The 23,408-nt window shown below is 75.5% G+C and carries 23 protein-coding genes; 19 read left to right on the plus strand and 4 right to left on the minus strand.

From position 1 onward, the window contains the following. Positions 1 to 44: 44 nt before the first annotated feature. The 14 genes from ACI784_RS02155 (at position 45) to ACI784_RS02220 (ending at position 15,331) form a co-directional block, all read left to right on the plus strand. Positions 45 to 836 carry an ABC transporter ATP-binding protein gene (locus ACI784_RS02155; protein WP_456922211.1) on the plus strand — a complete coding sequence of 264 codons (792 nt, stop codon included), beginning with the start codon at positions 45 to 47 and terminating at the stop codon, positions 834 to 836. Positions 837 to 902: 66 nt separating this feature from the next. After that, on the plus strand, positions 903 to 1,688 hold the full coding sequence (locus ACI784_RS02160) for an enoyl-CoA hydratase/isomerase family protein (protein WP_457012397.1): 786 nt from the start codon (positions 903 to 905) through the stop codon (positions 1,686 to 1,688). A gap of 152 nt (positions 1,689 to 1,840) precedes the next feature. Beyond that, positions 1,841 to 2,968 (plus strand): extracellular solute-binding protein, encoded by a 1,128-nt coding sequence (locus ACI784_RS02165; RefSeq protein WP_457012398.1) that lies wholly within the window; start codon positions 1,841 to 1,843, stop codon positions 2,966 to 2,968. Then, the gene (locus ACI784_RS02170; RefSeq protein ID WP_456922208.1) at positions 2,944 to 3,900 is read left to right on the plus strand and encodes an ABC transporter permease; all 957 of its coding nucleotides are present in this window, start codon (positions 2,944 to 2,946) and stop codon (positions 3,898 to 3,900) included. Before ACI784_RS02165 ends, ACI784_RS02170 begins: the two co-directional genes overlap by 25 nt. Next, the gene (locus tag ACI784_RS02175) at positions 3,897 to 4,778 is read left to right on the plus strand and encodes an ABC transporter permease subunit (RefSeq protein WP_456922207.1); all 882 of its coding nucleotides are present in this window, start codon (positions 3,897 to 3,899) and stop codon (positions 4,776 to 4,778) included. The genes ACI784_RS02170 and ACI784_RS02175 overlap by 4 nt, the downstream gene beginning before the upstream one ends. Further along, the gene (locus ACI784_RS02180) at positions 4,775 to 5,911 is read left to right on the plus strand and encodes an ABC transporter ATP-binding protein (protein WP_457012399.1); all 1,137 of its coding nucleotides are present in this window, start codon (positions 4,775 to 4,777) and stop codon (positions 5,909 to 5,911) included. The genes ACI784_RS02175 and ACI784_RS02180 overlap by 4 nt, the downstream gene beginning before the upstream one ends. A 116-nt stretch (positions 5,912 to 6,027) precedes the next feature. Further along, on the plus strand, positions 6,028 to 6,807 hold the full coding sequence (locus ACI784_RS02185) for an electron transfer flavoprotein subunit beta/FixA family protein (protein WP_456922205.1): 780 nt from the start codon (positions 6,028 to 6,030) through the stop codon (positions 6,805 to 6,807). Positions 6,808 to 6,849: 42 nt separating this feature from the next. After that, positions 6,850 to 7,815 (plus strand): electron transfer flavoprotein subunit alpha/FixB family protein, encoded by a 966-nt coding sequence (locus ACI784_RS02190; protein WP_457012400.1) that lies wholly within the window; start codon positions 6,850 to 6,852, stop codon positions 7,813 to 7,815. A gap of 149 nt (positions 7,816 to 7,964) precedes the next feature. Beyond that, the gene (locus tag ACI784_RS02195) at positions 7,965 to 9,359 is read left to right on the plus strand and encodes an MFS transporter (RefSeq protein WP_457012401.1); all 1,395 of its coding nucleotides are present in this window, start codon (positions 7,965 to 7,967) and stop codon (positions 9,357 to 9,359) included. Continuing rightward, a complete protein-coding gene (locus ACI784_RS02200) occupies positions 9,356 to 10,546 on the plus strand; it encodes a cysteine desulfurase family protein (RefSeq protein ID WP_457012402.1) in 1,191 nt (396 codons plus the stop codon). The genes ACI784_RS02195 and ACI784_RS02200 overlap by 4 nt, the downstream gene beginning before the upstream one ends. After that, entirely contained in the window at positions 10,546 to 11,634 is a 1,089-nt protein-coding gene (mnmA, locus tag ACI784_RS02205) for a tRNA 2-thiouridine(34) synthase MnmA (protein ID WP_457012403.1), read from the plus strand. Before ACI784_RS02200 ends, mnmA begins: the two co-directional genes overlap by 1 nt. A gap of 63 nt (positions 11,635 to 11,697) precedes the next feature. Beyond that, entirely contained in the window at positions 11,698 to 12,729 is a 1,032-nt protein-coding gene (locus ACI784_RS02210) for a methionine synthase (RefSeq protein WP_457012404.1), read from the plus strand. A gap of 57 nt (positions 12,730 to 12,786) precedes the next feature. Next, the gene (gene ligA / locus ACI784_RS02215; protein WP_457012405.1) at positions 12,787 to 14,967 is read left to right on the plus strand and encodes an NAD-dependent DNA ligase LigA; all 2,181 of its coding nucleotides are present in this window, start codon (positions 12,787 to 12,789) and stop codon (positions 14,965 to 14,967) included. After that, on the plus strand, positions 14,960 to 15,331 hold the full coding sequence (locus tag ACI784_RS02220; protein ID WP_457012406.1) for a DUF4440 domain-containing protein: 372 nt from the start codon (positions 14,960 to 14,962) through the stop codon (positions 15,329 to 15,331). The genes ligA and ACI784_RS02220 overlap by 8 nt, the downstream gene beginning before the upstream one ends. Positions 15,332 to 15,337: 6 nt before the next feature. Here the strand turns inward: ACI784_RS02220 and ACI784_RS02225 are convergent, their stop codons facing one another. Next, on the minus strand, positions 15,338 to 16,021 hold the full coding sequence (locus tag ACI784_RS02225; RefSeq protein ID WP_456922197.1) for an ACT domain-containing protein: 684 nt from the start codon (positions 16,019 to 16,021) through the stop codon (positions 15,338 to 15,340). 214 nt (positions 16,022 to 16,235) lie between these two features. On the opposite strand from ACI784_RS02225, the gene gatC reads away from it, so the two are divergent. Genes gatC through gatB form a run of 4 tightly spaced genes read left to right on the plus strand, consistent with a single transcriptional unit; the run spans position 16,236 to position 19,769 of the window. Beyond that, positions 16,236 to 16,553, plus strand: coding sequence for an Asp-tRNA(Asn)/Glu-tRNA(Gln) amidotransferase subunit GatC (gene gatC, locus ACI784_RS02230; RefSeq protein WP_456922196.1), 318 nt, complete (start codon positions 16,236 to 16,238; stop codon positions 16,551 to 16,553). Beyond that, a complete protein-coding gene (gatA, locus tag ACI784_RS02235) occupies positions 16,550 to 18,097 on the plus strand; it encodes an Asp-tRNA(Asn)/Glu-tRNA(Gln) amidotransferase subunit GatA (protein WP_457012407.1) in 1,548 nt (515 codons plus the stop codon). Before gatC ends, gatA begins: the two co-directional genes overlap by 4 nt. Continuing rightward, positions 18,094 to 18,273 (plus strand): hypothetical protein, encoded by a 180-nt coding sequence (locus ACI784_RS02240; protein WP_456922194.1) that lies wholly within the window; start codon positions 18,094 to 18,096, stop codon positions 18,271 to 18,273. The genes gatA and ACI784_RS02240 overlap by 4 nt, the downstream gene beginning before the upstream one ends. Continuing rightward, positions 18,270 to 19,769 carry an Asp-tRNA(Asn)/Glu-tRNA(Gln) amidotransferase subunit GatB gene (gene gatB / locus ACI784_RS02245; RefSeq protein ID WP_456922193.1) on the plus strand — a complete coding sequence of 500 codons (1,500 nt, stop codon included), beginning with the start codon at positions 18,270 to 18,272 and terminating at the stop codon, positions 19,767 to 19,769. Before ACI784_RS02240 ends, gatB begins: the two co-directional genes overlap by 4 nt. Before the next feature lie 227 nt (positions 19,770 to 19,996). On the opposite strand, the gene ACI784_RS02250 is transcribed toward gatB, so the two are convergent. Beyond that, positions 19,997 to 21,160, minus strand: a complete 1,164-nt coding sequence (locus tag ACI784_RS02250; protein ID WP_457012408.1) for a PQQ-dependent sugar dehydrogenase — start codon at positions 21,158 to 21,160, stop codon at positions 19,997 to 19,999. Between the two features lie 50 nt (positions 21,161 to 21,210). On the opposite strand from ACI784_RS02250, the gene ACI784_RS02255 reads away from it, so the two are divergent. Further along, positions 21,211 to 22,164, plus strand: a complete 954-nt coding sequence (locus tag ACI784_RS02255; RefSeq protein ID WP_457012409.1) for a 2-hydroxyacid dehydrogenase — start codon at positions 21,211 to 21,213, stop codon at positions 22,162 to 22,164. Between the two features lie 6 nt (positions 22,165 to 22,170). Here the strand turns inward: ACI784_RS02255 and ACI784_RS02260 are convergent, their stop codons facing one another. Together ACI784_RS02260 and ACI784_RS02265 are read right to left on the minus strand one after the other, a co-directional pair. Then, a complete protein-coding gene (locus tag ACI784_RS02260; protein ID WP_457012410.1) occupies positions 22,171 to 22,548 on the minus strand; it encodes a PH domain-containing protein in 378 nt (125 codons plus the stop codon). A 24-nt stretch (positions 22,549 to 22,572) separates the two neighbouring features. Next, positions 22,573 to 23,394 (minus strand): helix-turn-helix transcriptional regulator, encoded by an 822-nt coding sequence (locus ACI784_RS02265; protein WP_456922189.1) that lies wholly within the window; start codon positions 23,392 to 23,394, stop codon positions 22,573 to 22,575. Positions 23,395 to 23,408 lie beyond the last annotated feature (14 nt).

Genomic DNA, 23,408 nt, shown 5'->3' on the forward strand with positions numbered 1-23,408 from the left:
CGGGTGGAGGGCGGTCGATCCGGGCGGGTTGGTTGGATGGGGGCGTGTCGAGCGAGCCGGTCGTCGAGATGCACGGGGTGGACGTCGTCCGGGGGCAGGCGTACCTGCTGCGCGGGATCGACTGGACGGTCGAGGCGGACCAGCGCTGGGTGGTGCTGGGCCCCAACGGCGCGGGGAAGACGACGCTGTTGCAGCTGGCCGCCGCCCACATGCACCCGACGCGGGGCACCGTGCAGCTGCTGGGGGAGACCCTCGGCGCGGTCGACGTCTTCGAGCTGCGGCCCCGGATCGGGCTGACCAGTGCCGCGCTGGCCCAGCGCATCTCGCCGACGGAACGGACCGGCGACATCGTCCTGTCCGCCGGGTACGCCGTGGTCGGCCGATGGCGGGAGCGCTACGACGTCCACGACCTGACCCGCGCGGCGCTGCTCATGCAGCAGTGGGGCGTCTCCCCGCTGGCGCACCGCCCGTTCGGCACCCTGAGCGAGGGCGAGCGCAAGCGGGTGCAGATCGCCCGCGCGCTCATGCCCGACCCCGAGCTGCTGCTGCTCGACGAGCCCGGCGCGGGGCTGGACCTCGGCGGCCGGGAGGACCTCGTCAGCCGGCTGGCCGACCTCGCCACGTACCTGTTCGCCCCGGCGCAGGTGCTGGTCACCCACCACGTCGAGGAGATCCCGCCCGGCTACACCCACGCCCTGCTGCTGCGCGGCGGCGAGGTCGTGGCCGGCGGGCCGGTCGAGCAGGTGCTGACCCGGCAGACGCTGTCGGACACCTTCGGGGTGGCGCTGACGGTGGAGCGGTCCGACGGCCGCTGGACCGCCCGCCGCGCCGCCTGAGAGAGGGCGGGCAGGGGGTCCTCTAGGGTGCGGCGACGACGTCGTCCACCCCCTTGGAGGTCCGCCATGGCAGCGCCGGAGTTCGTGACCCTGCAGGTGGCGGACGGGGTGGGCACGATCCGCCTCGACCGTCCGAAGATGAACGCGATCGACGAGCAGCTGCACCGGGAGGTGCGCGCCGCCGCCATCGAGGCCGGCGCGCGCGAGGACGTCCGCGCGGTGGTGGTCTACGGCGGGGAGAGGGTCTTCGCCGCCGGCGCCGACATCAAGGCCATGTCCCAGCTGGACGGCCGGGGCATGGTCGCGTGGGGCCGGGAGCTCACCGACTCGTTCACCACGGTGCAGCAGATCCCCAAGCCGGTCATCGCCGCGATCACCGGCTACGCCCTCGGCGGCGGCTACGAGCTCGCCCTGTGCGCCGACTTCCGGGTCATGGGCGCGGGGGCGAAGGTCGGCCAGCCGGAGATCCTGCTCGGCGTCATCCCCGGTGCGGGCGGCACCCAGCGGCTGGCGCGCCTGGTCGGCCCCGCGAAGGCCAAGGACCTCGTCTTCACCGGCCGGCACGTGGGGGCGGAGGAGGCGCTGGAGATCGGGCTCGCCGACGCCGTCGTCCCCGACGACGAGGTGTACCCCACCGCCGTGGCGATGGCCCGCAAGTTCGCCGCGGGGCCGCCGCTGGCGCTGGCCGCCGCCAAGCGCGCCATCGACGAGGGGCTGGACCGCACGCTCGCCGAGGGGCTGGCCCTCGAGAGCGAGCTGTTCGCCGGGCTCTTCGACACCGAGGACCAGAAGGCCGGCATGCGCTCCTTCCTCGAGGACGGCCCCGGCAAGGCGACGTTCACCGGCCGCTGAGCAGGCCGACCCCGGCCGTTCCCCGGATCGACACCCGCCGTCGGCGTCCGCGACCGGCCCGGGCGGCCGCTGTCTGCCACCATCCCGGCAGGCCACGGATCCACCCCTGGAGGACAGCAGTGCACCGCAGCGCCCCGAGCAGACGATCCACCGTGCGGACGGCGGCCACCCTGGCCACCGCCGCCCTGGTCCTGGCCGCGTGCGGGGGTGGCGACGAGGGCTCCGGCGGCGGCTCGGACAGCGACGCGGCGAGCGCCACCTCGCTGCAGGACTTCGGGGACCTCGACGCCCTGGTCGAGGCCGCGCAGGCCGAGGGCACGCTCAACGTCATCGCACTCCCGCCGGAGTGGGCCAACTACGGCGAGATGATCGACACCTTCAGCGAGAAGTACGACATCGAGGTCGTCAGCGCCCTGCCCGACGGCTCCAGCCAGGACGAGCTCAACGCGGTCACCAGCCAGCGCGGCCAGGACCGCGCGCCCGACGTGCTCGACCTGGGCACGGCCTTCGCCCGCCAGGCCCAGGCCCAGGACCTGCTCGCCCCGTACCGGGTGCAGACCTGGGACGACATCCCCGAGGACCAGAAGGACCCCGAGAGCCACTGGTACAACGACTACGGCGGCTACATCTCGATCGGCTGCAACGCCACCGTGGTCGCGCAGTGCCCGGCGACCTTCGCCGAGCTGCTGGACCCGCGGTACGCCGGCCAGGTGGCGCTCAACGGCAACCCGACGCAGGCCGCGGCCGCCTTCGCCGGGGTGTGGGCCGCCGCCCTGGCCAACGGCGGCGACCTCGACGACATCGGCCCGGGCATCGACTTCTTCGGCCAGGTGAAGGACGCCGGCAACTGGAACCCGGTCGAGATCACCCCGGCCACGATCCTCAGCGGCGAGACCCCGATCTCCATCGACTGGGACTACAACAACGCCGCCCTGACCGACGACCTCACCGCGCAGGGCGCCCAGTGGCAGGTCGCCGTCCCGACCGACGGGCTGTTCGGCGGCTACTACAGCCAGGCCATCAGCCGGTTCGCCCCGCACCCGGCCGCCGCGCGGCTGTGGCAGGAGTTCCTCTACAGCGACGAGGGGCAGAACATCTGGCTGAACGGCGGCGCCCGCCCGGTGCGCCTGCCCGTGATGCAGGAGGCCGGCACGGTCGACGCCGACGCCCTGTCGGCGCTGCCGCCGGTCGAGGGCACCGCGGAGTTCCCGACGCAGGAGCAGGAGACCGCCGCGCAGCAGGTGGTCGCCGAGCGGTGGAACGCGGAGATCTCCGGCTGAGCACCGCAGCGGACACCCCGGTCCGGGACGGCGGCGCGCGGGCCGCCGCCCCGGACCGGCCGCGCCGGGGCGGCCGCGGCCGCGGCGGGGTGCTGGTCTGGCTCGGCGCCGTCCCGTTCTTCCTGTACGTCGCGGTCTTCCTCGTGCTGCCGGTGGTCGTCCTGGGGGTGGAGGCGTTCCGGGTCACCGACCCGGTGACCTTCGAGGAGGACTGGTCGGCGGCCAACCTCGCCACGATCACCGGGGGCGCCTACCGGCGCGCCTACGTCGGCAGCCTGCAGCTGTCGGCGATCACCGCCGTGCTGGGCGCGGTCCTCGGGCTCGTCCTGGCGATCGCGGTGCTGCGGACCCGCCGCGGCCGCGTGCTGCGCCGGCTGGTGCTCACCGCCTCGGGCGTGCTGGCCAACTTCGGCGGCATCCCGCTGGCCTTCGCCTTCATCGCCACGATCGGCAACGCGGGGGTGGTGACGGCGCTGCTCACCGACACCCTGGGCCTGCCGGGCTTCTCGCTCTACTCGATGGCGGGGCTGGCGCTGGTCTACCTGTACTTCCTGGTGCCGCTCATGGTCCTGACCATCACCCCCGCGCTGGAGGCGCTGCGCCCGCAGTGGCGGGAGGCCGCGGACAACCTGGGGGCCAGCGGCTGGCAGTACTGGCGGTACGTCGGCGGACCGGTGCTCGCGCCACCGGTCATCGGCGCGACCATGCTGCTGTTCGCCTCGGCCTTCGCCGCCTACGCCACCGCCCGTGCGCTGGTGGGCAGCAGCATCCCGCTGGTCACCCTGCAGATCGCCGACGCCCTCTCCAGCAACGTCGTCGTCGGCTCGGAGAACCTCGGCAAGGCGCTGGCGCTGGGCATGGTCGTGCTCATCGGCCTGGTCATGGCGTTCTACGCCTGGGTGCAGCGCCGCACGCAGCGGTGGCTGTCGTGACCTCGCTGTCGACGGTGACCGGCGCGGGCGGTGTCGCGCCGGAGACGCCCGTCCGCCACGGCCGTCGTGGGGGCGGTGCCTGGCGCTGGGGAGTCCTCGCTCTCTCCGGCCTGTACTTCCTGGTGCCGATCGGCGCCTCGCTGTGGTTCACCGTCCGCGACCGCGGCACCGGTGGGCTGACGGCGGAGAACTACACGAGCATCCCGGGCGCCGAGGGGTTCGCCGAGACCTTCGGCCGCTCGCTGACCATCGCGGTGCTCACCGTGCTGCTGTCGCTGCTGCTCATGGTGCCGACCGTCGTCCTCGTCGAGCTGCGCCTGCCCCGCCTGCGGACGACGGTGGAGCTGCTCACCCTGCTGCCGCTGGTGCTGCCGCCGATCGCGCTGGTCGTCGGGGTGCGCAGCGTGCTGGCCTGGGCGCCCGACCACTTCTTCGGCACCCCGCTGGCCGAGGCGTTCTTCGCCCTCCAGCGCCCGTCGCTGCCGTGGATCCTCGTCCTCGTCTACGTCGTCCTGGCGCTGCCGTTCGTCTACCGCGCGCTGGACGCCGGCCTGCGCGGTACCGACCTGCGCACGCTCACCGAGGCCGCCCGCAACCTCGGCGCCTCGTGGCCGCGGGTGCTGGTGTCGGTCGTGCTGCCGGTGCTGCGCACGTCGGTGCTCAACGCCTCGTTCCTGACCCTCGCCCTGGTGCTGGGGGAGTTCACCATCGCCCAGATCCTGGGCTTCCGGACCTTCCCGACGTGGATCCTGGAGATCTCCGGGTCCCAGCCGCAGCTGTCGGTGGCGGTCTCGGTGCTCTCCCTGGTGCTGACCTGGGTGCTGTTGCTGCTGATCTCCGCGCTGGACCGCCGGCGGACGGGGAAGGAGTCCGCATGACGACCACCCCGGTCCCGGCCCGTGCCGCCGCGGCCCCGGCCGACCTGCGCGAGCGCCCCGGCGTCGCCGTCCGGCTCGACGGCATCACCCGCCGGTACGGCTCGGTCCTGGCCCTCGACGGGCTCGACCTCGACGTCCGCGGCGGGGAGTTCCTCGCCCTGTTGGGCCCGTCCGGGTGCGGCAAGACGACGGCGCTGCGGGCCATCGCCGGGTTCGAGCGGCCCGACGCCGGGCGGGTGCTGCTCGACGGCCGCGACGTCACCGGCGTCCCGGCCAGCAAGCGGGACACGGGGATGGTGTTCCAGGCCTACAGCCTGTTCCCCAACCTGACCGTGGCCGACAACGTCGGCTTCGGCCTGCGGGTGCGCCGGCGGGGCCGGGCCGAGCAGCGGCGGCGGGCCGCCGAGCTGCTCGAGCTCGTCGGGCTGGCCGACCGGGGGAGGCACTACCCGCACCAGTTGTCCGGCGGTCAGCAGCAGCGGGTGGCCCTGGCCCGGGCGCTGGCCGTCGCCCCGCAGGTGCTGCTGCTCGACGAGCCGCTGTCGGCCCTGGACGCGCAGGTGCGGGTGCAGCTGCGCGAGGAGATCCGCCGCATCCAGCTCGAGCTGGGGATCACCACCGTCTTCGTGACCCACGACCAGGCCGAGGCGCTGTCGGTGGCCGACCGCGTCGGGGTCCTGCGCCAGGGCCGGCTCGAGCAGGTGGCCTCGCCCGACGACCTCTACGAGCGTCCCGCGACGGCGTTCGTCGCCGAGTTCGTCGGCACGATGAACCGGGTGCCCGCCGAGCCGGTCGACGGGGCAGTGCGGCTGCTCGGCGTCCGGCGGCCGGTGTCCGGGGCACTGCCCGCGGCCCCGCTGGTCGCGCTGGTGCGGCCGGAGTCCCTCGCCGTCCGCGCCGACCCGTCCGGGGACGGCCGGGTCGTGACGCGCACGTTCTCCGGCGCCACCACGCGCCTGGCCGTCGCCCTGCCCGGGGACCTCGAGGTGGCGGTCGACGTGGCCAGCGCCGAGAGCGCCGACCTCGTCCCCGGCGCCACGGTCACGGTGACCCCGGCCGAGCGTCCGGTGCTCGTGGCCCCGATCGGTCCGGAGCTGTCGGACGACGCCTCCGGCGGCGAGCGGACGGCGTGACGGGGGTCACCGGAGCCAGGCAGGGCGTCTCCGTTACCCGGCGGTAACCTCCACTATCGGAGCGAGGCGGGCGCCGGCCCGCGACCCCTGACCCCAGCGCGGAGGTAGGTCTGACGATGAACATCGTCGTTCTGGTCAAGCAGGTCCCCGATTCCGGGAGCGAGCGCACCCTGGACCCGGCGGACAACACCGTCGCCCGGGGCAGTGCGGACAACGTGCTCAACGAGATCGACGAGTACGCCCTGGAGGAGGCCCTGCAGCTCAAGGAGGCCCAGGGCGGCGAGGTCACCGTCCTCACCGTGGGGCCGGACTCGGCCGCCGACGCCATCCGCAAGGCGCTGTCGATGGGCGCCGACCGGGCGGTGCACGTCTCCGACGAGGCGATCCACGGGTCGGACGCGGTGCAGACCTCCGCGGTGCTGGCCGCGGCGCTGTCGCAGCTGGAGTACGACCTCGTGCTGTGCGGGGCGGAGGCCACTGACAGCCAGATGTCGGTGATGCCGGCGCTGCTGGCCGAGCGGCTGGGCCTGCCGCAGCTGTCGGGTGCGCGCAAGCTCACCGTCGACGGCGGGGTGGCCAAGGTGGAGCGGCAGACCGACGGCGGCTACTGGGCGCTGGAGGCGCCGCTGCCGGCCATCGTGTCCACCTGGGACACCATCAACGAGCCGCGGTACCCCTCCTTCAAGGGGATCATGGCCGCGAAGAAGAAGCCGGTGGAGAAGAAGACGCTGGCCGACCTGGGCATCGACGCCGGCGCGGTGGGTGCGGGCTCGGCGACCAGCCAGGTGCTCGACTTCGCCGGCCGCCCGCCCAAGGGCGAGGGCGTGAAGGTCCCCGACGAGGGCGACGGCGGCCAGAAGCTGGTCGACTACCTCGCCGCCCAGAAGATCGTCTGACCCGGCCCAGACCGACACCCGCACGAGGAGACGAGAGCAGTCATGGCAGAGGTCCTGGTCCTGGTCGAGCTGAACCCGGCCGGCGGCGGCGTCCGCAAGACCACCCTGGAGGCGCTGACCGCGGCCCGCGCGCTCGGTGAGCCGTCGGCGGTCGTCGCCGGCGCCCCCGGCTCGGCGGCGGAGGCCAAGGCGCAGCTGGCCGAGTACGGCGCGGCGAAGGTCTACGTCGCCGAGTCCGACGAGATCGAGCAGTACCTCGTCGCGCCCAAGGCCGAGATCCTGGCGCAGCTGGTGGCGCAGGTGTCCCCGGCCGCCGTCGTCATCCCCTCCTCCCCGGAGGGCAAGGAGGTCGCCGCGCGGCTGGCGGTGAAGACCGGCAGCGGCTTCCTCACCGACGTCACCGAGATCGCGCCTGACGGCACCGCCACCCAGGCCGCGTTCGCCGGGGCCACGGTCGTGCACTCGCGCGTCACCGCCGGCACCCCGATCTACACGGTGCGCGGCAACTCGGTCACTCCGACCCCGGCGCCGGCGGCCGCCGCCGAGGAGACCGTGGCGGTGCAGCTGTCGGACGCGGCGCGGGCCACGCGCGTGGTGGACCGGGTGGTGGAGCAGAAGTCCTCGCGCCCGGAGCTGACCGAGGCCGCGATCGTGGTGTCCGGCGGCCGGGGTGTGGCCAGCGCGGAGAACTTCTCGATCATCGAGGGCCTGGCCGACTCGCTCGGCGCCGCCGTCGGTGCGTCGCGGGCCGCGGTGGACTCCGGCTTCTACCCGCACACCTTCCAGGTCGGGCAGACCGGCAAGACGGTCTCCCCGCAGCTCTACATCGCCGTCGGCATCTCGGGGGCCATCCAGCACCGGGCCGGCATGCAGACGTCGAAGACCATCGTCGCGGTCAACAAGGACCCCGAGGCCCCGATCTTCGAGCTGGCCGACTTCGGCATCGTGGGCGACCTGAACACCGTCGTCCCCGCGGCGACCGAGCTCATCACCGCCCGCAAGGGCTGAGAGAGGGCCCCGTCCTCACGCCTCGCTCCGCTCGGCGCGAGCCTCGGGACGGGACCGGTCGGGCGCCGACCCCTTCCCGGGGCCGGCGCCCGACGCGTGTCCGGAGTGGGAAGCCGTCGCCGCGGGCGACGGTTGGCGGGGAGGTGGACGTGGCGGCGGCAGGGGCTGGGCTGTTCGACCGTCGGCACCGGCTGCCGACGTCCGGACTGCTCCTCCTGGTCACCCTGGTCGCGTTCGAGGCGATGGCCGTCGGGACGGCGATGCCCACCGTGGTCGCCGAGCTCGACGGGCTGGCCTGGTACGGCTGGCCGTTCAGTGCCTACCTCGTGGCCTCGGTCATCGGGATGGTCGTGGGCGGCGACCTCGGCGACCGGCGGGGCCCCCGCGCGGCGCTGGGCGCGGGCGTCGCGGTGTTCGGCGCCGGGCTGCTGGCCGCGGGCCTGGCCGGGACCATGGGGCTGCTGGTGGCCGCCCGGGCCGTGCAGGGTCTCGGCGGGGGGCTGATCGCGGTCTCGCTCTACGTCGTCGCCGGGCAGGCCTACGACGCGTCGCTGCGGCCCCGCCTGTTCGGTGCGATCTCGGCCGCCTGGGTGCTCCCGGCGCTGGTGGGACCGGTGGTCGCCGGGCTGGTCACCTCGCACGCCGGCTGGCGCTGGGTCTTCCTCGGGCTGCTGCCCCTGGTCACGGTCAGCGTGCTGCTGGTCCTGCCGGCGCTGCGCGGCCTGGGCGCGCCGACGTCGCCCGGGGCGCCCGGAGGGGTGGCGCGCCCGGCCTGGGCGGCGCTCGCCGGGCTCGGGATCGGCGCCCTGCAGGTGGCCGGCCAGCGGCTGGACCTCGCCGCCGTGGCCCTGGCCGGTGGTGGCCTGCTCGCGCTCGCGCTCGGCCTGCGGCGGCTGCTGCCCGCCGGGGTGGTACGCGCGCGGGCCGGGCTGCCGGCCGTCGTCGGCGCCCGCGGGCTGCTGGCGGGGGCGTTCTTCGGGATGGACGTCCTGCTGCCCCTGGCCCTCACCCAGCTGCACGGCTTCACCCCGGCCGCCGCCGGCCTCCCGCTGACCGCCGGCGCCGTCGGCTGGGCCACCGCGTCCCACCTGCAGGGGCGCCACCCGGCGGTGTCCCGGGGCAGCCTCCTGCGGGTCGGCTTCGTGCTGCTGGCCGCGGGCGTCGGCGCCAGCGCGCTCGTCGCCGTCCCGGGGCTGGGCGGGTGGCCGGCCTACGCGACGTGGGCGGTGGCCGGGCTCGGCATGGGGCTGGGCATGCCCAGTGTCGGTGTGCTGCTGCTCGCGCAGTCGCCGGGGCACCGGCGGGGCGCGGACTCCGCGGCCTTCCAGATCGCCGACGTCACCGGGTCGGCCCTCTGCGTCGGGCTGGTCGGCGTGCTCGTCGCCGCGGCCACCGCGGCGCTGCTGCCGCTGCCCGGTGCGGTCGCCGTCGCCGCGGCGGTGCTCACCGGCCTGGCGCTGCTCGGCGCGGTCGTCGCCCCGCGGGCGGCCGCCCCCGCCGAGGAGGGCGCCGCCGCGCCCACGACTACATTGGCGGCGTCATGACCTACCTGGACCACGCGGCGACCACGCCGATGCTGCCCGAGGTCCTGGCTGCGATGACCGAGCAGCTGGGCCGGGTCGGCAACGCCTCCTCGCTGCACGCCAGCGGCCGCGCCGCGCGCCGCTCCGCCGAACAGGCCCGCGAGCGGCTGGCCGAGGCGCTCGGCGCCCGCCCCTCGGAGGTCCTGTTCACCGGCGGCGGCACCGAGAGCGACAACCTCGCCGTCAAGGGGCTGTTCTGGGCCCGCCGCGACGCCGACTCCCGCCGCCGGCGCATCGTGGTCAGCCCGGCCGAGCACCACGCCGTCCTCGACAGCGTCGAGTGGCTGGCCAAGCACGACGGCGCCGACATCACCTGGCTGCCGGTGGAGCCCACCGGCCACGTCACCCCCGGCGCGCTGGGCGAAGCGCTCGGGACGGGGGAGGACGTCGCGCTGGCCAGCGTCATGTGGGCCAACAACGAGATCGGCGCGGTCAGCGACCTCACCGCCCTCGCCGAGGTGGCGCACGCCGTGGGGGTGCCGCTGCACACCGACGCCGTGCAGGCCGTCGGCCAGGTGCCGGTGGACTTCGCCGCCAGCGGCGTCGACGCGCTGACCATGACCGGCCACAAGCTGGGCGGCCCCATGGGTGCCGGGGTGCTCCTGCTGCGCCGGGACGCCGAGTGCACGCCGCTGCTGCACGGCGGCGGCCAGGAGCGCGACGTGCGGTCCGGCACGCTGGACGTGGCCGCGATCGTCGGCCTGCAGGTGGCGACGACGGCGGCCGTGGCGACCCGTGGAGAGCGGACCGCCCGCGTCGCGGCCCTGCGCGACCGGCTGGTCGCCGGGGTGATCGCGCAGGTGCCCGACGTCCAGCTCAACGGTCCCCCGCTCGACGACGTCGTCGCCGGCGGGCCCGGCCGCCTCCCGGGCAACGCGCACCTGTCCTTCCCCGGGGCCGAGGGCGACGCCCTGCTCATGCTGCTGGACGCGCGCGGCGTGGAGTGCTCCACCGGCTCGGCCTGCAGCGCCGGGGTGGCACGGCCGAGCCACGTGCTGCTCGCCGTGGGCGCCGACGCCGACCGCGCCCGCAGCTCGCTGCGGTTCTCCTTCGGCCACACCTCGGTGGACGCCGACGTCGACGCCGTGCTCGAGGTGATCGGGCCGGTGGTGGAGCGCGCCCGGCGGGCCGGGATGGGACGGCGGTAGTGCGCCTGCTCGCCGCCATGAGCGGCGGCGTGGACTCGGCGGTCGCCGCGGCGCTGGCCGTCGACGCCGGCCACGACGTCACCGGGGTGCACCTGGCGCTGTCCCCGGACCGGCAGACGCTGCGCAGCGGCGCCCGGGGCTGCTGCAGCGTCGAGGACGCCCACGACGCCCGCCGCGTCGCCGACGAGCTGGGCATCCCGTTCTACGTCTGGGACCTCGCCGAGCGGTTCACCGAGGACGTCGTCGAGGACTTCGTGGCCGAGTACGCGGCCGGCCGGACGCCGAACCCGTGCCTGCGCTGCAACGAGAAGATCAAGTTCGCCGCGGTGCTGGACCGGGCGCGGGCCCTGGGCTTCGACGCCGTCGTCACCGGCCACCACGCCCGGCTGGACGGCGGGCAGCTGCGGCGCTCCGTCGACGCGGCCAAGGACCAGTCCTACGTCCTCGCCGTCCTGACCGCGGAGCAGCTGGCCGGCGCGCGCTTCCCGCTCGGGTCGATGACCAAGCAGCGGGTCCGGGAGATCGCCGCGGAGCGGGGCTTCGCCGTCGCCACCAAGGCCGACTCGCACGACATCTGCTTCATCCCCGACGGGGACACCCGCGGCTTCCTGGCCCGGCGGCTCGGGCACCGGCCCGGGCCGGTCGTCGACGCCGCCACCGGGGCGACGGTGGGGGAGCACGGCGGCACCTACGGCTTCACCGTCGGGCAGCGCCGCGGCCTCGGTGTCGACGTCGGTGACTCCCGTCCGCGCTACGTGCTCGGCATCGAGCCGGTGACCCGCACCGTCACCATCGGGACCGCGGAGCTGACCGGTGTGACCGAGGTGCGCACCGCCGAACCCACCTGGGCCGGTCCGGCACCGCGGCTGCCGTTCGAGGCCGAGGTGCAGCTGCGTGCGCACGGCACCCCCGTGCCCTGCGTGGTGACCGCGGCCGAGGGCGGCGGGCTGGTGCTGCGGCTGGGCGCCGAGCAGCGCGGCGTGGCGCCGGGGCAGTCGGCGGTGCTGTACGCGCCCGACGCCGAGCGGGGCGACCTCGTGCTGGGCCAGGGGACCGTCGTCTCCGCCGGCCGGCCCGTCCCCGCCTGAGCGTCCCTGGACGCGGGGACGCCCCTGCGGGTCGCCCTCGCCCGCGCGACTAGCGTCGGTGCCGTGGCCTCGCCGACCGATCCCGCCTCGCCCAGCGACCCCACCCCGGATCCCGGGCCGCTGTCCTGGGGGCCGGCGACCGGGGTCGGCTCGCTGCCCGGCACCGACCCCGCCGAGGCGCTGCGCACGGTGACCGGTGAGCTCCCCGACTTCCCGCACCTGCCCGAGCTGCCCGGCCGCGGCGCCGGCGCGGACCTGGTCGGCCGCGGCGCCGCGCTGCTGGTGGAGATCGCCGTGGAGCTGACGCCGGCCGGCTGGCGGCTGGTCCCGCGCCCCGGCGTCGACCAGCGCCGGGCGGAGGAGTTCCTGGCCCGCGACCTGGACGCCCTGTACGACGTCGCCGAGGCCTACGAGGGGCCGTTCAAGCTGCAGGTGACCGGTCCGTGGACGCTCGCCGCGGGGCTGGAGCGCACCCGCGGGGACCGCGCCGTCGTCGACCCCGGCGCCCGCCGCGACCTCGGGCAGTCGCTGGCCGAGGGGGTGACGCAGCACGTCGCCGCGGTCACCGCCCGGGTGCCCGGCGCGCGGGTCGTGGTGCAGCTCGACGAGCCCTCGGTGCCCGCCGTCCTGCAGGGGGCGCTGCCCACGGTCAGCGGCTTCGGCCGGCTGCCGGCGGTCGAGGCGGCCGTCGTCGAGCAGGAGCTCGCCGCCGTCATCGGCGCGCTGGACGTGCCCGTGGTCGTGCACTGCTGCGCCGACCGCGCGCCGCTGGAGCTGTTCCGGGCCGCCGGCGCCGACGCGGTCTCCTTCGACCTCGGCCTGGTCCAGGACCTCGACGCCATCGGCACCGCGGTCGAGGCTGGCACCCACCTCCTGCCCGGCGTCGTCCCCGGTACCGACGCGACGCTGCCCGCGCCGAGGGCGACCGCCTCCCGGCTGCAGGCGTGGTGGCGGGAGCTGGGCTTCCCGGTGGAGGGGCTGCACACCGCGGTCACGCTGACGCCGGCCTGCGGGCTGGCCGGGGCGACCCCCGGCTACGCGCGGTCGGTGATGACCCACGTGCGCGAGGCGGCCCGGTACCTGCTGCCAGAGTGACGCACACGGCCGGGTGAGCGCCGGTTCGCTGTCGGACCGGGCGGATACCGTTCGGTCGTGACCACCGAAGCCGAGCCGCTGGACGAGCCGCTGGTCGACGCGCCCGAGGTGGCTGTGGCCACCGACCGGGAGGACCTCACCGAGGTCCCCGACGAGGCGCGCACCCGCCACCGGGACCTCTCCGAGGAGCTCGACCGGTACGCCTTCGCCTACTACGTGCAGGACGCGCCGCTGGTCAGCGACGCCCGGTACGACGAGCTGATGGGGGAGCTCAAGGCCATCGAGGCCGGGCACCCGGCGCTGGTCACCCCCGACTCGCCCAGCCAGAAGGTCAACGGCGGCTTCACCGCGACCTTCGCCCCGGTCCAGCACCGGGAGCGGATGCAGAGCCTGGACAACGCGTTCAGCAGCGACGAGCTCTCCGCCTGGGCCGGGCGCATCGAGCGCGAGGTCGGCGACGCGGCGGCCTACCTGTGCGAGCTCAAGGTCGACGGCGTCGCGGTGGCGCTGCTGTACGAGCAGGGCCGGCTGGTCCGGGCGGCGACCCGCGGCGACGGCGTCACGGGCGAGGACGTCACGGCCAACGTCCGCACCATGGACGACGTCCCGCAGCAGCTCACCGGCGACGACGTGCCCGAGCTGCTGGAGGTCCGCGGCGAGATCTACTTCCCGGTCGCCGCGTTCGCCGACGTCAACGCGGGCATGGTCGAGGCCGGCAAGGCGCCGTTCGCCAACCCGCGCAACGCCGCCGCCGGCTCGCTGCGGCAGAAGGACCCGCGGGTCACCGCGTCCCGGCCGCTGCGGCTGGTCGTGCACGGCCTCGGCGCGCGGGAGGGGTTCACCCTCGAGCGCCAGTCGGCCGCCTACGACCGGCTGCGCGAGCTCGGCCTGCCGGTGAGCAACCGGTACGAGGTGGTCGACGACCTCGAGGGCGTGTGGGCCTACATCGAGCGGTACCGGGAGCAGCGGCACTCCGTCGAGCACGAGATCGACGGTGTCGTCGTCAAGGTCGACCAGGTCGCCCTGCAGCGGCGGCTCGGGTCCACCTCGCGGGCCCCGCGGTGGGCGATCGCGTTCAAGTACCCGCCGGAGGAGGCGACCACCAAGCTCCTCGACATCCGGGTCAACGTCGGGCGCACCGGGCGGGTCACCCCGTTCGCGTTCATGGAGCCGGTCAAGGTCGCCGGGTCGACGGTGCAGCTGGCGACGCTGCACAACGCCAGCGAGGTCAGGCGCAAGGGCGTGCTGATCGGCGACACCGTCGTCATCCGCAAGGCCGGCGACGTGATCCCCGAGGTGCTCGGCCCGGTGGCCGCCGCCCGCACCGGTGACGAGCGCGAGTTCGTCATGCCGACGCACTGCCCGGAGTGCGGCACCGAGCTGCGCCCGGAGAAGGAGGGGGACGCCGACATCCGCTGCCCGAACGCCCGGTCGTGCCCGGCGCAGCTGCGGGAGCGCGTGTTCCACGTCGCCGGCCGGGGGGCCTTCGACATCGAGGTGCTCGGGTACGAGGCGGCGATCGCACTGCTGGAGAGCTCCCTCCTGCAGGACGAGGGCGACGTGTTCACCCTCGACGAGGAGGCGCTGTGCCGCACCGACTTCTTCACCAAGAAGGACGGCACCCTCTCGGCCAACGGCCGCAAGCTGCTGGCCAACCTGCAGACCCGCAAGGAGGTCCCGCTGTGGCGGGTGCTGGTCGCGCTGTCGATCCGGCACGTCGGCCCCACCGCGGCGCAGGCGCTGGCCCGCGACTTCCGTTCGCTGGACCGGATCGCGGAGGCCTCCGAGGAGGAGCTCGCGGCGGCCGACGGCGTGGGCCCCACCATCGCGCGGTCGGTGCGTGACTGGTTCGCCGTCGACTGGCACCGCGAGGTCGTCGAGAAGTGGCGGGCGGCCGGCGTCCGGATGGCCGACGAGGGCGAGGACGCCGGCCCCGGTCCGCTGACCGGGGTCACCGTCGTCGTCACCGGGGCGCTGCGCGACCTCAGCCGCGACCAGGCGATCGCGGCGATCCAGGAGCGCGGCGGCAAGGTGACCGGGTCGGTGAGCAAGAAGACCGGCTTCGTCGTCGTCGGTGCCGATCCCGGCAGCAAGTACGACAAGGCGGTGCAGGTCAAGGCGCCGATCCTGGACGACGACGGCTTCCGCGTGCTGCTGGAGGAGGGGCCCGAGGCGGCCCGCGCGGTGGCCACCACCGGCGACGGCAGCGAGCCGGCGGGGCAGGGCGCCGATGCCTGAGCCGGTCGACGACGACCTCGCCGCGCTGGAGGAGCGGGGTTGGCAGGCGCTGTCGACCTCCCCGGAGCAGGCGCTGGCCTTCTACGACCGCGTGCTCGACGACGCCGTGGAGATGCTCCTGCCCGGCGGCATGCGGCTGGACGACCGCGCCACCGTGCTGGCCGCGATGGGCGGCCCGCCGTGGAGCTCGTACAGGCTCGAGGACACGGTCGTCCGACGGCTGTCGGCCGACTCCGGACTGGTCACCTACGGGGTGGTCGCACGGCGGGAGGGCGTCCCGCCGTACTCCGCGCTGATCAGCAGCGTGTACGTCCGGCGGGACGGCGGCTGGAGGCTCGCGTTCCACCAGCAGACGCCACGCTGAGCGGCGTCAGAGCGGTGGCAGGTGGGCGACGCTGGCGGCGATCCCGGTGAGGTGCACCAGACGCAGCAGCTCCGAGCGGCGGTAGGCCGGGCCGCCCGAGCGGCCCAGCACCACCGCCGTCCGCGGGCTGCCGAAGGGGGTCGCCATCATCTCGATGGCCATCTCCCGCCAGCGCGCGGGCAACCAGTCGTCCTCGCTCGGCAGCAGCCGGGGCGTGGGCAGCGGCAGCCACGGCAGTGGCATGCCCTCGAAGCTGGGGGCCGCATCGGAGGCGGCGAGCACCTCGCACGGGCCTCCCTCGTCCTCACCGTGCAGCACGGCCGCCCAGCCGCTGTGGAAGACGCGGGGCAGCTCGGCCGCGAGCAGCTTGACCGCGAGGGTGGAGGGGGGATCGGTCGCCGCCCGGGCCAGCGACTCCAGCAGCTCCAGCTCGCGGTGCGTGTCCAGCGGCCCGGCGAACGGCCGCAGCGACTCCACCTCGACGCCCTCCACCGCCTGGGCAGCGGTGATCAGGCTGTCGGGGAGGCGGCCGGGGGGCAGGTCCACCACGATGTCGTCGACCGCGACCCCGCCGCCGCGCTCGAGCACGTCGACCGAGACGATGTCGATCCCGGCCGTGCCGAGCGCGGTGGCCACGGCGCCGAGGATGCCGGGGCGGTCGGGGACGACCAGCCGCAGGAGATAGGACACGGGTCCCTCCGGTTCGAGGTACGGGCCGATCTCCGTCGATCGCGGGCGACCAGCTTCCCCCATCGACCCGTCGGCGGTCGAGACACCCCCGGGCGCGCCGCCGGCCGACGTCGCCGCCGGACGGTGCCGGAGGCGCCCCACGTACAGTGGCGGGGTTGGTTCCCTGGTCGCGAGCGGCCTCGGAAGGCACCACCGAAGTGGAGTCCCCACCGCAGTGAGCACCCCCTCCCCGCAGGAGTCCCTCGGGCGGCAGGACCTCGCGCACCTGGCGCGACTGGCCCGGCTGGCCCTCAGCGACGACGAGCTCGACCACTTCGCCGGGCAGCTGTCCGCGGTGCTCGACGCCGTGGCGCAGGTCGGCAAGGCCGACGTGGCCGACGTCCCGCCCATGACCCACGCGGTGCCGCTGACCAACGTCACGCGCCCCGACGTCGTCACCCCGTGCCTGCCGCGGGACGTCGTCCTCGCCCAGGCCCCGGCCGCGGAGGACGACCGCTTCCGGGTGCCGCAGATCCTCGGGGAGGAGGAGTGAGCGCCCCGGTGGACAGCGACCTCACCGCCCTCGACGCCACGGAGCTCGGCCGCCGGCTCGCCGCGGGTGAGCTCAGCTCGGTGGAGCTGACCGGCGCCTACCTCGACCGGATCGCCGCCGCCGACGGCGTACTGGGCGCCTACCTGCACGTCGACCCGGACGCCGCACTGGCCCGCGCCGGGGAGATCGACGCCGCCCGCGCCGCGGGGGAGGAGCTCGGCCCGCTGGCCGGCCTGCCCGTCGCGCTCAAGGACGTCTTCGTCACCGAGGGCGTGCCCACCACCAGCGGCTCGAAGATCCTCGAGGGCTGGCGGCCGCCGTACGACGCGACCGTCGCCGCGCGGCTCAAGGACGCCGGCACGGTGCTGCTCGGCAAGACCAACATGGACGAGTTCGCGATGGGCTCCTCCACGGAGAACTCCGCCTACCGGCCGACCCGCAACCCCTGGGACACCGACCGCATCCCGGGCGGCTCCTCGGGCGGCTCCTCCGCCGCGGTCGCCGGCGGCCTCGCCCCGTGGGCGCTGGGCACCGACACCGGCGGCTCGATCCGCCAGCCGGCCGCGGTGACCGGCCTGGTCGGGCACAAGCCCACCTACGGCGCGGTGTCGCGCTACGGCCTCATCGCCTTCTCCTCCAGCCTCGACCAGGCCGGCCCGATGGCGCGCACCGTGCTCGACGCAGCGCTGCTGCACGAGGCGATCGGCGGGCACGACCCGCGCGACTCCACGAGCATCGACGCGCCCGTCCCGGTGCTGGTGAAGGCCGCCACCGAGGGTGCCGGTGGCGAGCTGGCCGGGCTGCGGGTCGGCGTCGTCCGCGAGCTCGGCGGCGACGGGCACACCGACGGCTACGAGGCCGGCGTGCTGGCCCGGGTCCAGGAGACCGTGGCGCTGCTCGAGGGCATGGGCGCCGACGTCCGCGAGGTCTCCTGCCCGTCGTTCGACCTGGCCCTGCCGGCGTACTACCTCATCGCCCCCAGCGAGGCCTCGTCGAACCTGGCCCGCTTCGACGGCATGCGGTTCGGCCTGCGGGTCGGCGACGACGGCGCCCACTCCCTCGACGAGGTCATGTCGCTGACGCGTGACCAGGGCTTCGGCGCGGAGGTCAAGCGCCGCATCATCCTGGGCACCTACGCGCTGTCGGCCGGCTACTACGACGCCTACTACGGGCAGGCGCAGAAGGTCCGCACGCTGATCACCCGCGACTTCACCGCCGCCTTCGACGACGTCGACGTGCTGGTCAGCCCGACGAGCCCGACCGTGGCGTGGCCGATCGGCGCCCGCGTCGACGACCCGCTGGCCATGTACGCCGCCGACCTGTGCACGCTGCCGGCCAGCCTCGCGGGGCTGCCGGCCATCTCGGTGCCCTGCGGGCTGTCCGACGGGCTGCCGGTCGGGTTCCAGGTCATGGCGCCGGCCCTGGCCGACGACCGCTGCTACCGGGTCGCCGCCGCCGTCGAGGCCGCCCTGGACGCCGCCCGCGGGCACCGGCTGCTCGACGAGCTGGCGCAGCGGACGGCGACCGCGGGGGCCGAGGCGTGAACGGTCCCCTCAAGGCCGCCTGGGCCCTCACCGCGTTCGTCGTCCTCGTGGGCCTGATCGGCTGGATCGCGACCGGCGAGGCGTTCTTCGCCGTCTTCATCGTCCTGGGCCTGCTGACCGCGGTCGGTGCGTGGATGACCGGTCGCACCGGCCCGAAGGAGAACACCCCCTCATGACCGAGACCCTGGTGGACTACGACGAGGTCCTCACCCGCTACGAGCCGGTCATCGGCCTGGAGACCCACGTCGAGCTGGGCACCGCGTCGAAGATGTTCTGCGGCTGCGCCACCACCTTCGGCGCCGAGCCCAACACCCAGACCTGCCCCGTGTGCCTCGGCCTGCCCGGCTCGCTGCCGGTGGCCAACGCCGCCGCCATCGAGGCGACCATCCGCATCGGGCTGGCGCTGGGCTGCCGGATCGCCGGCTGGTGCCGGTTCGCGCGGAAGAACTACTTCTACCCGGACATCCCCAAGGGCTTCCAGACCAGCCAGTACGACGAGCCGCTGTGCACCGCCGGGCACCTCGACGTCGAGGTCGACGGCGAGACCTACCGGGTCGAGATCGAGCGGGTGCACCTCGAGGAGGACACCGGCAAGAACCTGCACGTCGGTGGCGCGACCGGGCGGATCCACGGCGCCGACTACTCGCTGGTCGACTTCAACCGCGCCGGCATCCCGCTGGTCGAGATCGTCACCCGGCCCATCCCCGGTGCCGGCGCCAAGGCCCCCGAGGTGGCCCGCGCGTACGTCACCGAGCTGCGCGACATCATCCAGACCCTCGGCGCCTCCGACGTCCGGATGGAGCAGGGCAGCCTGCGCTGCGACGTGAACACCTCGCTGGCGCCGATCGGCAGCCTGGAGTGGGGCACGCGCACCGAGACGAAGAACGTGAACTCGCTGCGGTCGGTGGAGCGCTCGGTGCGCTTCGAGATGCGCCGGCAGGCCGCCGTCCTCGACGCCGGCGGGCGGGTGCTGCAGGAGACCCGCCACTTCCACGAGGACACCGGCACCACCTCGGCCGGGCGGAGCAAGGAGGAGGCGACCGACTACCGGTACTTCCCCGAGCCCGACCTGGTCCCCGTCGCACCGGACGCGGAGTGGGTGGAGAAGCTCGCCGCCGAGCTGCCCGAGCTGCCGGCCGCCCGCCGCGCGCGGCTGCAGGAGGAGTGGGGGCTGTCGGCCACCGAGATGGGCTGGCTGACCGGCGCCGGTGCGCTGGGCCTGGTCGACGCCACCGTCGCCGCCGGTGCCACCCCGGCCGATGCCCGCAAGTGGTGGCTCGGCGAGCTGGCCCGCCGGGCCAACGACGCCGGCGTCGAGCTGTCGGAGCTGGCCATCACCCCCCGCCAGGTCGCGGAGCTGACGGGGCTGGTCTCCGCGGGCACCATCAACGACCAGCTGGCCCGGCAGGCGCTGGACGGCGTCCTGGCCGGCGAGGGCGACCCCGCGCAGGTGGTCGAGGCCCGCGGGCTGGCCGTCATGGGCGAGTCCGACGAGCTGGTCGCCGCGGTCGAGGCCGCGATCGCCGGCGCGCCGGACGTCGTCGCCAAGGTGCAGGGCGGCAAGGTGCAGGCCCTCGGCGCGCTGGTCGGCGCGGTCATGAAGGCCACCCGCGGCAAGGCGGACGCCGCCACCGTCAAGCGCATGCTCGAGGAGCGCGTCCTCCCCGGCTGACGCCGGAACGGCTCGGCGGCACGGGAACGGCGCCGGGCCGGGTCGTGGAGTGCCTCGGCAGCTGGGGACGGCACCCCACCGGGGTGGACCGGTCGCGGGGCCCGGAGGGTCCCCGACCGCGCCACGGGCAGCGGCTCCGCGTCCGCCGGGGACGGCAGGTGGCCGCGGTGCGGTCCGGAGGACCGCGGTGTCACGGTGTCGGCCGGTAGGCCGACGGTGTCAGAGCGTCACAGCGGGGAGTCGCCGGAGCCGCCGGGCGGGAGCACGCGGAGCACCCGGTCGTCCTGCTCGACGGGGGTGCCGATGCCGTCGCGGTTCGACGTGGTGATCCACAGCGCGCCGTCGGCGTCGAGGACGACGGTCCGCAGCCGGCCGTAGCGCTCGGCGAGGAAGTCGGTGGGCTGGTCGACGGGTGTGCCGCCGGCGTCCAGCTCGACCGCGTGCACCCGCCGGCCGTCGAGGGCGCCGAGGAAGACGGCGCGGCCGGACACCGCGCAGCCGCCCAGGCCGCCGTCGGGGCCGGCGATCTCCAGCACCGGCTCGCGGCTGCCCGGGCCGGGCTGCGGCCAGCCGGCGTCACCGCCCTGCGCGACCCGGTCGAACGCGTCGGGGCCGTCGACCGCGTCGTCGGTCGCGAACAGGCCCTCGGCGCCGTCGCTGCACAGGGCGGTGACGTTGCCGTGCCCGCTGCTGTACACCGGCCCGGCGCCGACCGGCTGCCCGAAGACGTCGACGTGCAGGACCTTGCCGCCCAGTGACGCCGGGTCCTGGGCCAGGGCGGCGTTGCCGGTGTCGCCGGTGCCCACGTAGAGGGTGCCGTCGGCGCCGAACAGCAGCCCGCCGCCGTTGCGGGTCTCGCCGCGGGGCAGGCCGGTGAGCACCGGGTTCGGCGTCCCGCCGAGGGGGAAGCGGACCACCCGGTTGTCGGTCGCGGTGGAGACGTAGGCGTAGAGCAGGCCGTCCTCGGCGAAGGTCGGCGACAGCGCCAGGCCCAGCAGGCCCCCGTCGCCCGCGGGGTCGATCCCGGTGACGGTCATGAGCTCCTGGGCGGGGGAGCGGTCGGGGAACACCTGGAACAGCCGGCCGCTGTCGCGCTCGCCGACGACCGCCGAGCCGTCGGGCAGCACCACCAGGCCGGTGGGCACGGTCAGGCCGGAGGCGACGACGTTCGGGTCGCCGCCCTGCTCGCCCGAGCCGGGGTCGGCCGGGTCGCCGGGGCCGCGTGGGGGTGTGGTCTCCGTGGGCGGGCCGACCTGCGGCGGCGGGTCCTCGGGCAGCGGGCGGAAGGGGCCCGCCGGCTCGTAACCGTCGCTCCCGCACCCGGCCAGGACGGCGGTCAGCAGCAGGGCACCGGCCAGCCGCCGTCCCCGCCTCCCGCGCCGCCGGCTCACCCCCAGCACAGTACGTGCGCCGGCTGGGCGTGGGCCTAGTGTCGGACCACGTGGCCCCCGAGATCACCGGTTCGTACGTCGTCGGCGAGGACGAGACGCTGCACGTGCTCGTCCCCTCCCGGGCGCTGGCCACCGCGGTCGAGGCGGTGTCCCCCCGCGTGCGCGCCCACCGGCTGGACCCGGGCGACGTGCCCAGCGGCGAGGCCGCCCAGGCTCAGGTGTGGGTGCCGCGCGGGGGCGGCGGAGCGGACCTGGAGCTCGCCGCGGCGCTGCCCCGCCTGCGGCTGGTGCAGCTGCTCAGCGCCGGCGCGGAGAAGTTCGTCGGCCGGCTGCCCGAGGGCGTCGCGCTGTGCAACGCGCGGGGCGCGCACACGCCGTCGACCGCGGAGTGGGTGGTGGCCGCGGTGCTGGCCGCCCAGCGCGGGCTGCCGCACTTCGTCCGCGAGCAGGACGCCGGCCGCTGGTCGCCCGCCGCGTTCGGCACCGTCGTCGGCGCACGGGTGCTCGTCGTCGGGGCGGGCGACATCGGGCGGGCCGTCGGGCGGATGCTCGCCGGCTTCGACGTCGAGCTGACCTACGTCGCCCGGACCGCGCGCGCCGGCGTCCACGGCACCGAGGAGCTGCCCCGGCTCCTGTCGCAGGCCGACGTCGTGGTGGTGATCGTGCCGGTCACGCCGGAGACCACCGGGCTGGTCGACGCGGACTTCCTCGCGGCGATGGCCGACGGCGCGCTGCTGGTGAACGCCGCGCGCGGGGTGGTCGTGGACACCGGCGCCCTGCTGGCCGAGCTGCGGTCCGGTCGGCTGCGGGCGGCGCTGGACGTCACCGACCCCGAGCCGCTGCCGGAGGGGCACCCGCTGTGGTCGGCGCCCGGGTTGCTGCTGACGCCGCACGTCGCCGGGAACGTGCCGGCGACCAACGAGCGTGCCGGCGTCGCCGTCGTCGACCAGATCGCCCGCGTGCTCGCCGGGGAACCGCTGGTCAACGTCGTCGACGCGTACTGAGGCGGGTCAGGCCGCCGGGTCGGGGGAGGGGATGCGCCCGCCGGAGAGGGCGGCCAGCCGCGGGAGGTCGCGGGTGCGCAGCACCGGCAGGCGCACCTCGGTGCCGCCGGTGGTGACCAGCCAGAGGTCGTCGCGGCGGCCCACCCGGATCCCGGCGAGCTCGGACCACGGCACCCGGCGCTGCCCGACCATCGAGCGCACGGTGACGGCGTCGTCGCTGACGTCGACACCGACGCGCAGCACCCAGGCGGCGACGAGGAGGGGCACGAGCAGGACGACGAGCGTCCAGGTCGCGGCGAAGGCCAGCGGGACGGCGCACACGAGGAGCAGGACGACCGGGAGCAACGCCGTCCGGCTCATCCGCATGCGGACGGGAGCAGCCACGTCTGCCGAGTGTCCCAGACCGGGTCAGCCGGTCATGGCGGCCAGCTTGGCGGCCGCGTCACTGCCCTCGGCCGCGGTGTAGACGACCAGCTGCAGCCCGGGGGCGTCGGCCGGGGTCAGCTGGTGGTGCTCCAGCAGCAGCGTCCCCACCTCCGGGTGCTCGAAGCGCCGTTCCCCGGAGCTGAACCGGTCGACGTCGTGGCTGGCCCACCCGGCGCGGAAGTGCGGGCTGGCCGCCTCCAGCCGCGCGACCAGGTCGACGACGTCGGGGTCGGCGAGGCGGGGGCCGACCTCGGCCCGGAACTGGGTGAGGAAGCGCCGGCTGTCGGTGGTCCAGTCGCCCAGCAGCGCGCGCACCGCGGGGTCGGTGAACACCAGCCACAGCAGGTTCCGGTCGGCGGCCGGCACGGCGGCCACCCCGGGGTAGAGCCGCTCGTAGGCGCGGTTCCAGCCGACGATCGACCAGCTCGCGGTGATCACGTAGGCGGGGGAGCTGCCCAGGGCGTCCACCAGCCGCTGCACGTGGGCCGGGATGCCGTGGGCTGCTGCCTCCGGCGCCGCGCCGCCGTGACCGGCCAGCCGCAGCACGTACTCGCGCTCGGCCGGGGACATGCGCAGCGTGCGGGCCAGCGCCTCGACCACCTGCCGGGACGCGCGGATGTCCCGGCCCTGCTCCAGCCACGTGTACCAGGTGTGGCTGACGCCGGACAGCAGCGCGACCTCCTCGCGGCGCAGCCCGGGGGTGCGCCGTGCGCCCCCGGCGGGCAGCCCGACCGCGCGGGGGTCGACCTGCCGACGGCGCGAGCGGAGGAAGTCGGCCAGCTCGCGGCGGGCGGACGGCGGCACGCGGTCTCCTGCGG

Source organism: Geodermatophilus sp. SYSU D01186 (assembly GCF_054050215.1).

Excerpts from the sequence above, each read along its gene's own strand:
- ACI784_RS02160 (WP_457012397.1), top strand. The coding sequence starts at position 903 with ATGGCAGCGCCGGAGTTCGTGACCCTGCAGGTGGCGGACGGGGTGGGC.
- ACI784_RS02180 (WP_457012399.1), top strand. The coding sequence starts at position 4,775 with ATGACGACCACCCCGGTCCCGGCCCGTGCCGCCGCGGCCCCGGCCGAC.
- ACI784_RS02185 (WP_456922205.1), top strand. The coding sequence starts at position 6,028 with ATGAACATCGTCGTTCTGGTCAAGCAGGTCCCCGATTCCGGGAGCGAG.
- ACI784_RS02190 (WP_457012400.1), top strand. The coding sequence starts at position 6,850 with ATGGCAGAGGTCCTGGTCCTGGTCGAGCTGAACCCGGCCGGCGGCGGC.
- ACI784_RS02200 (WP_457012402.1), top strand. The coding sequence starts at position 9,356 with ATGACCTACCTGGACCACGCGGCGACCACGCCGATGCTGCCCGAGGTC.
- ACI784_RS02220 (WP_457012406.1), top strand. The coding sequence starts at position 14,960 with ATGCCTGAGCCGGTCGACGACGACCTCGCCGCGCTGGAGGAGCGGGGT.
- gatB (WP_456922193.1), top strand. The coding sequence starts at position 18,270 with ATGACCGAGACCCTGGTGGACTACGACGAGGTCCTCACCCGCTACGAG.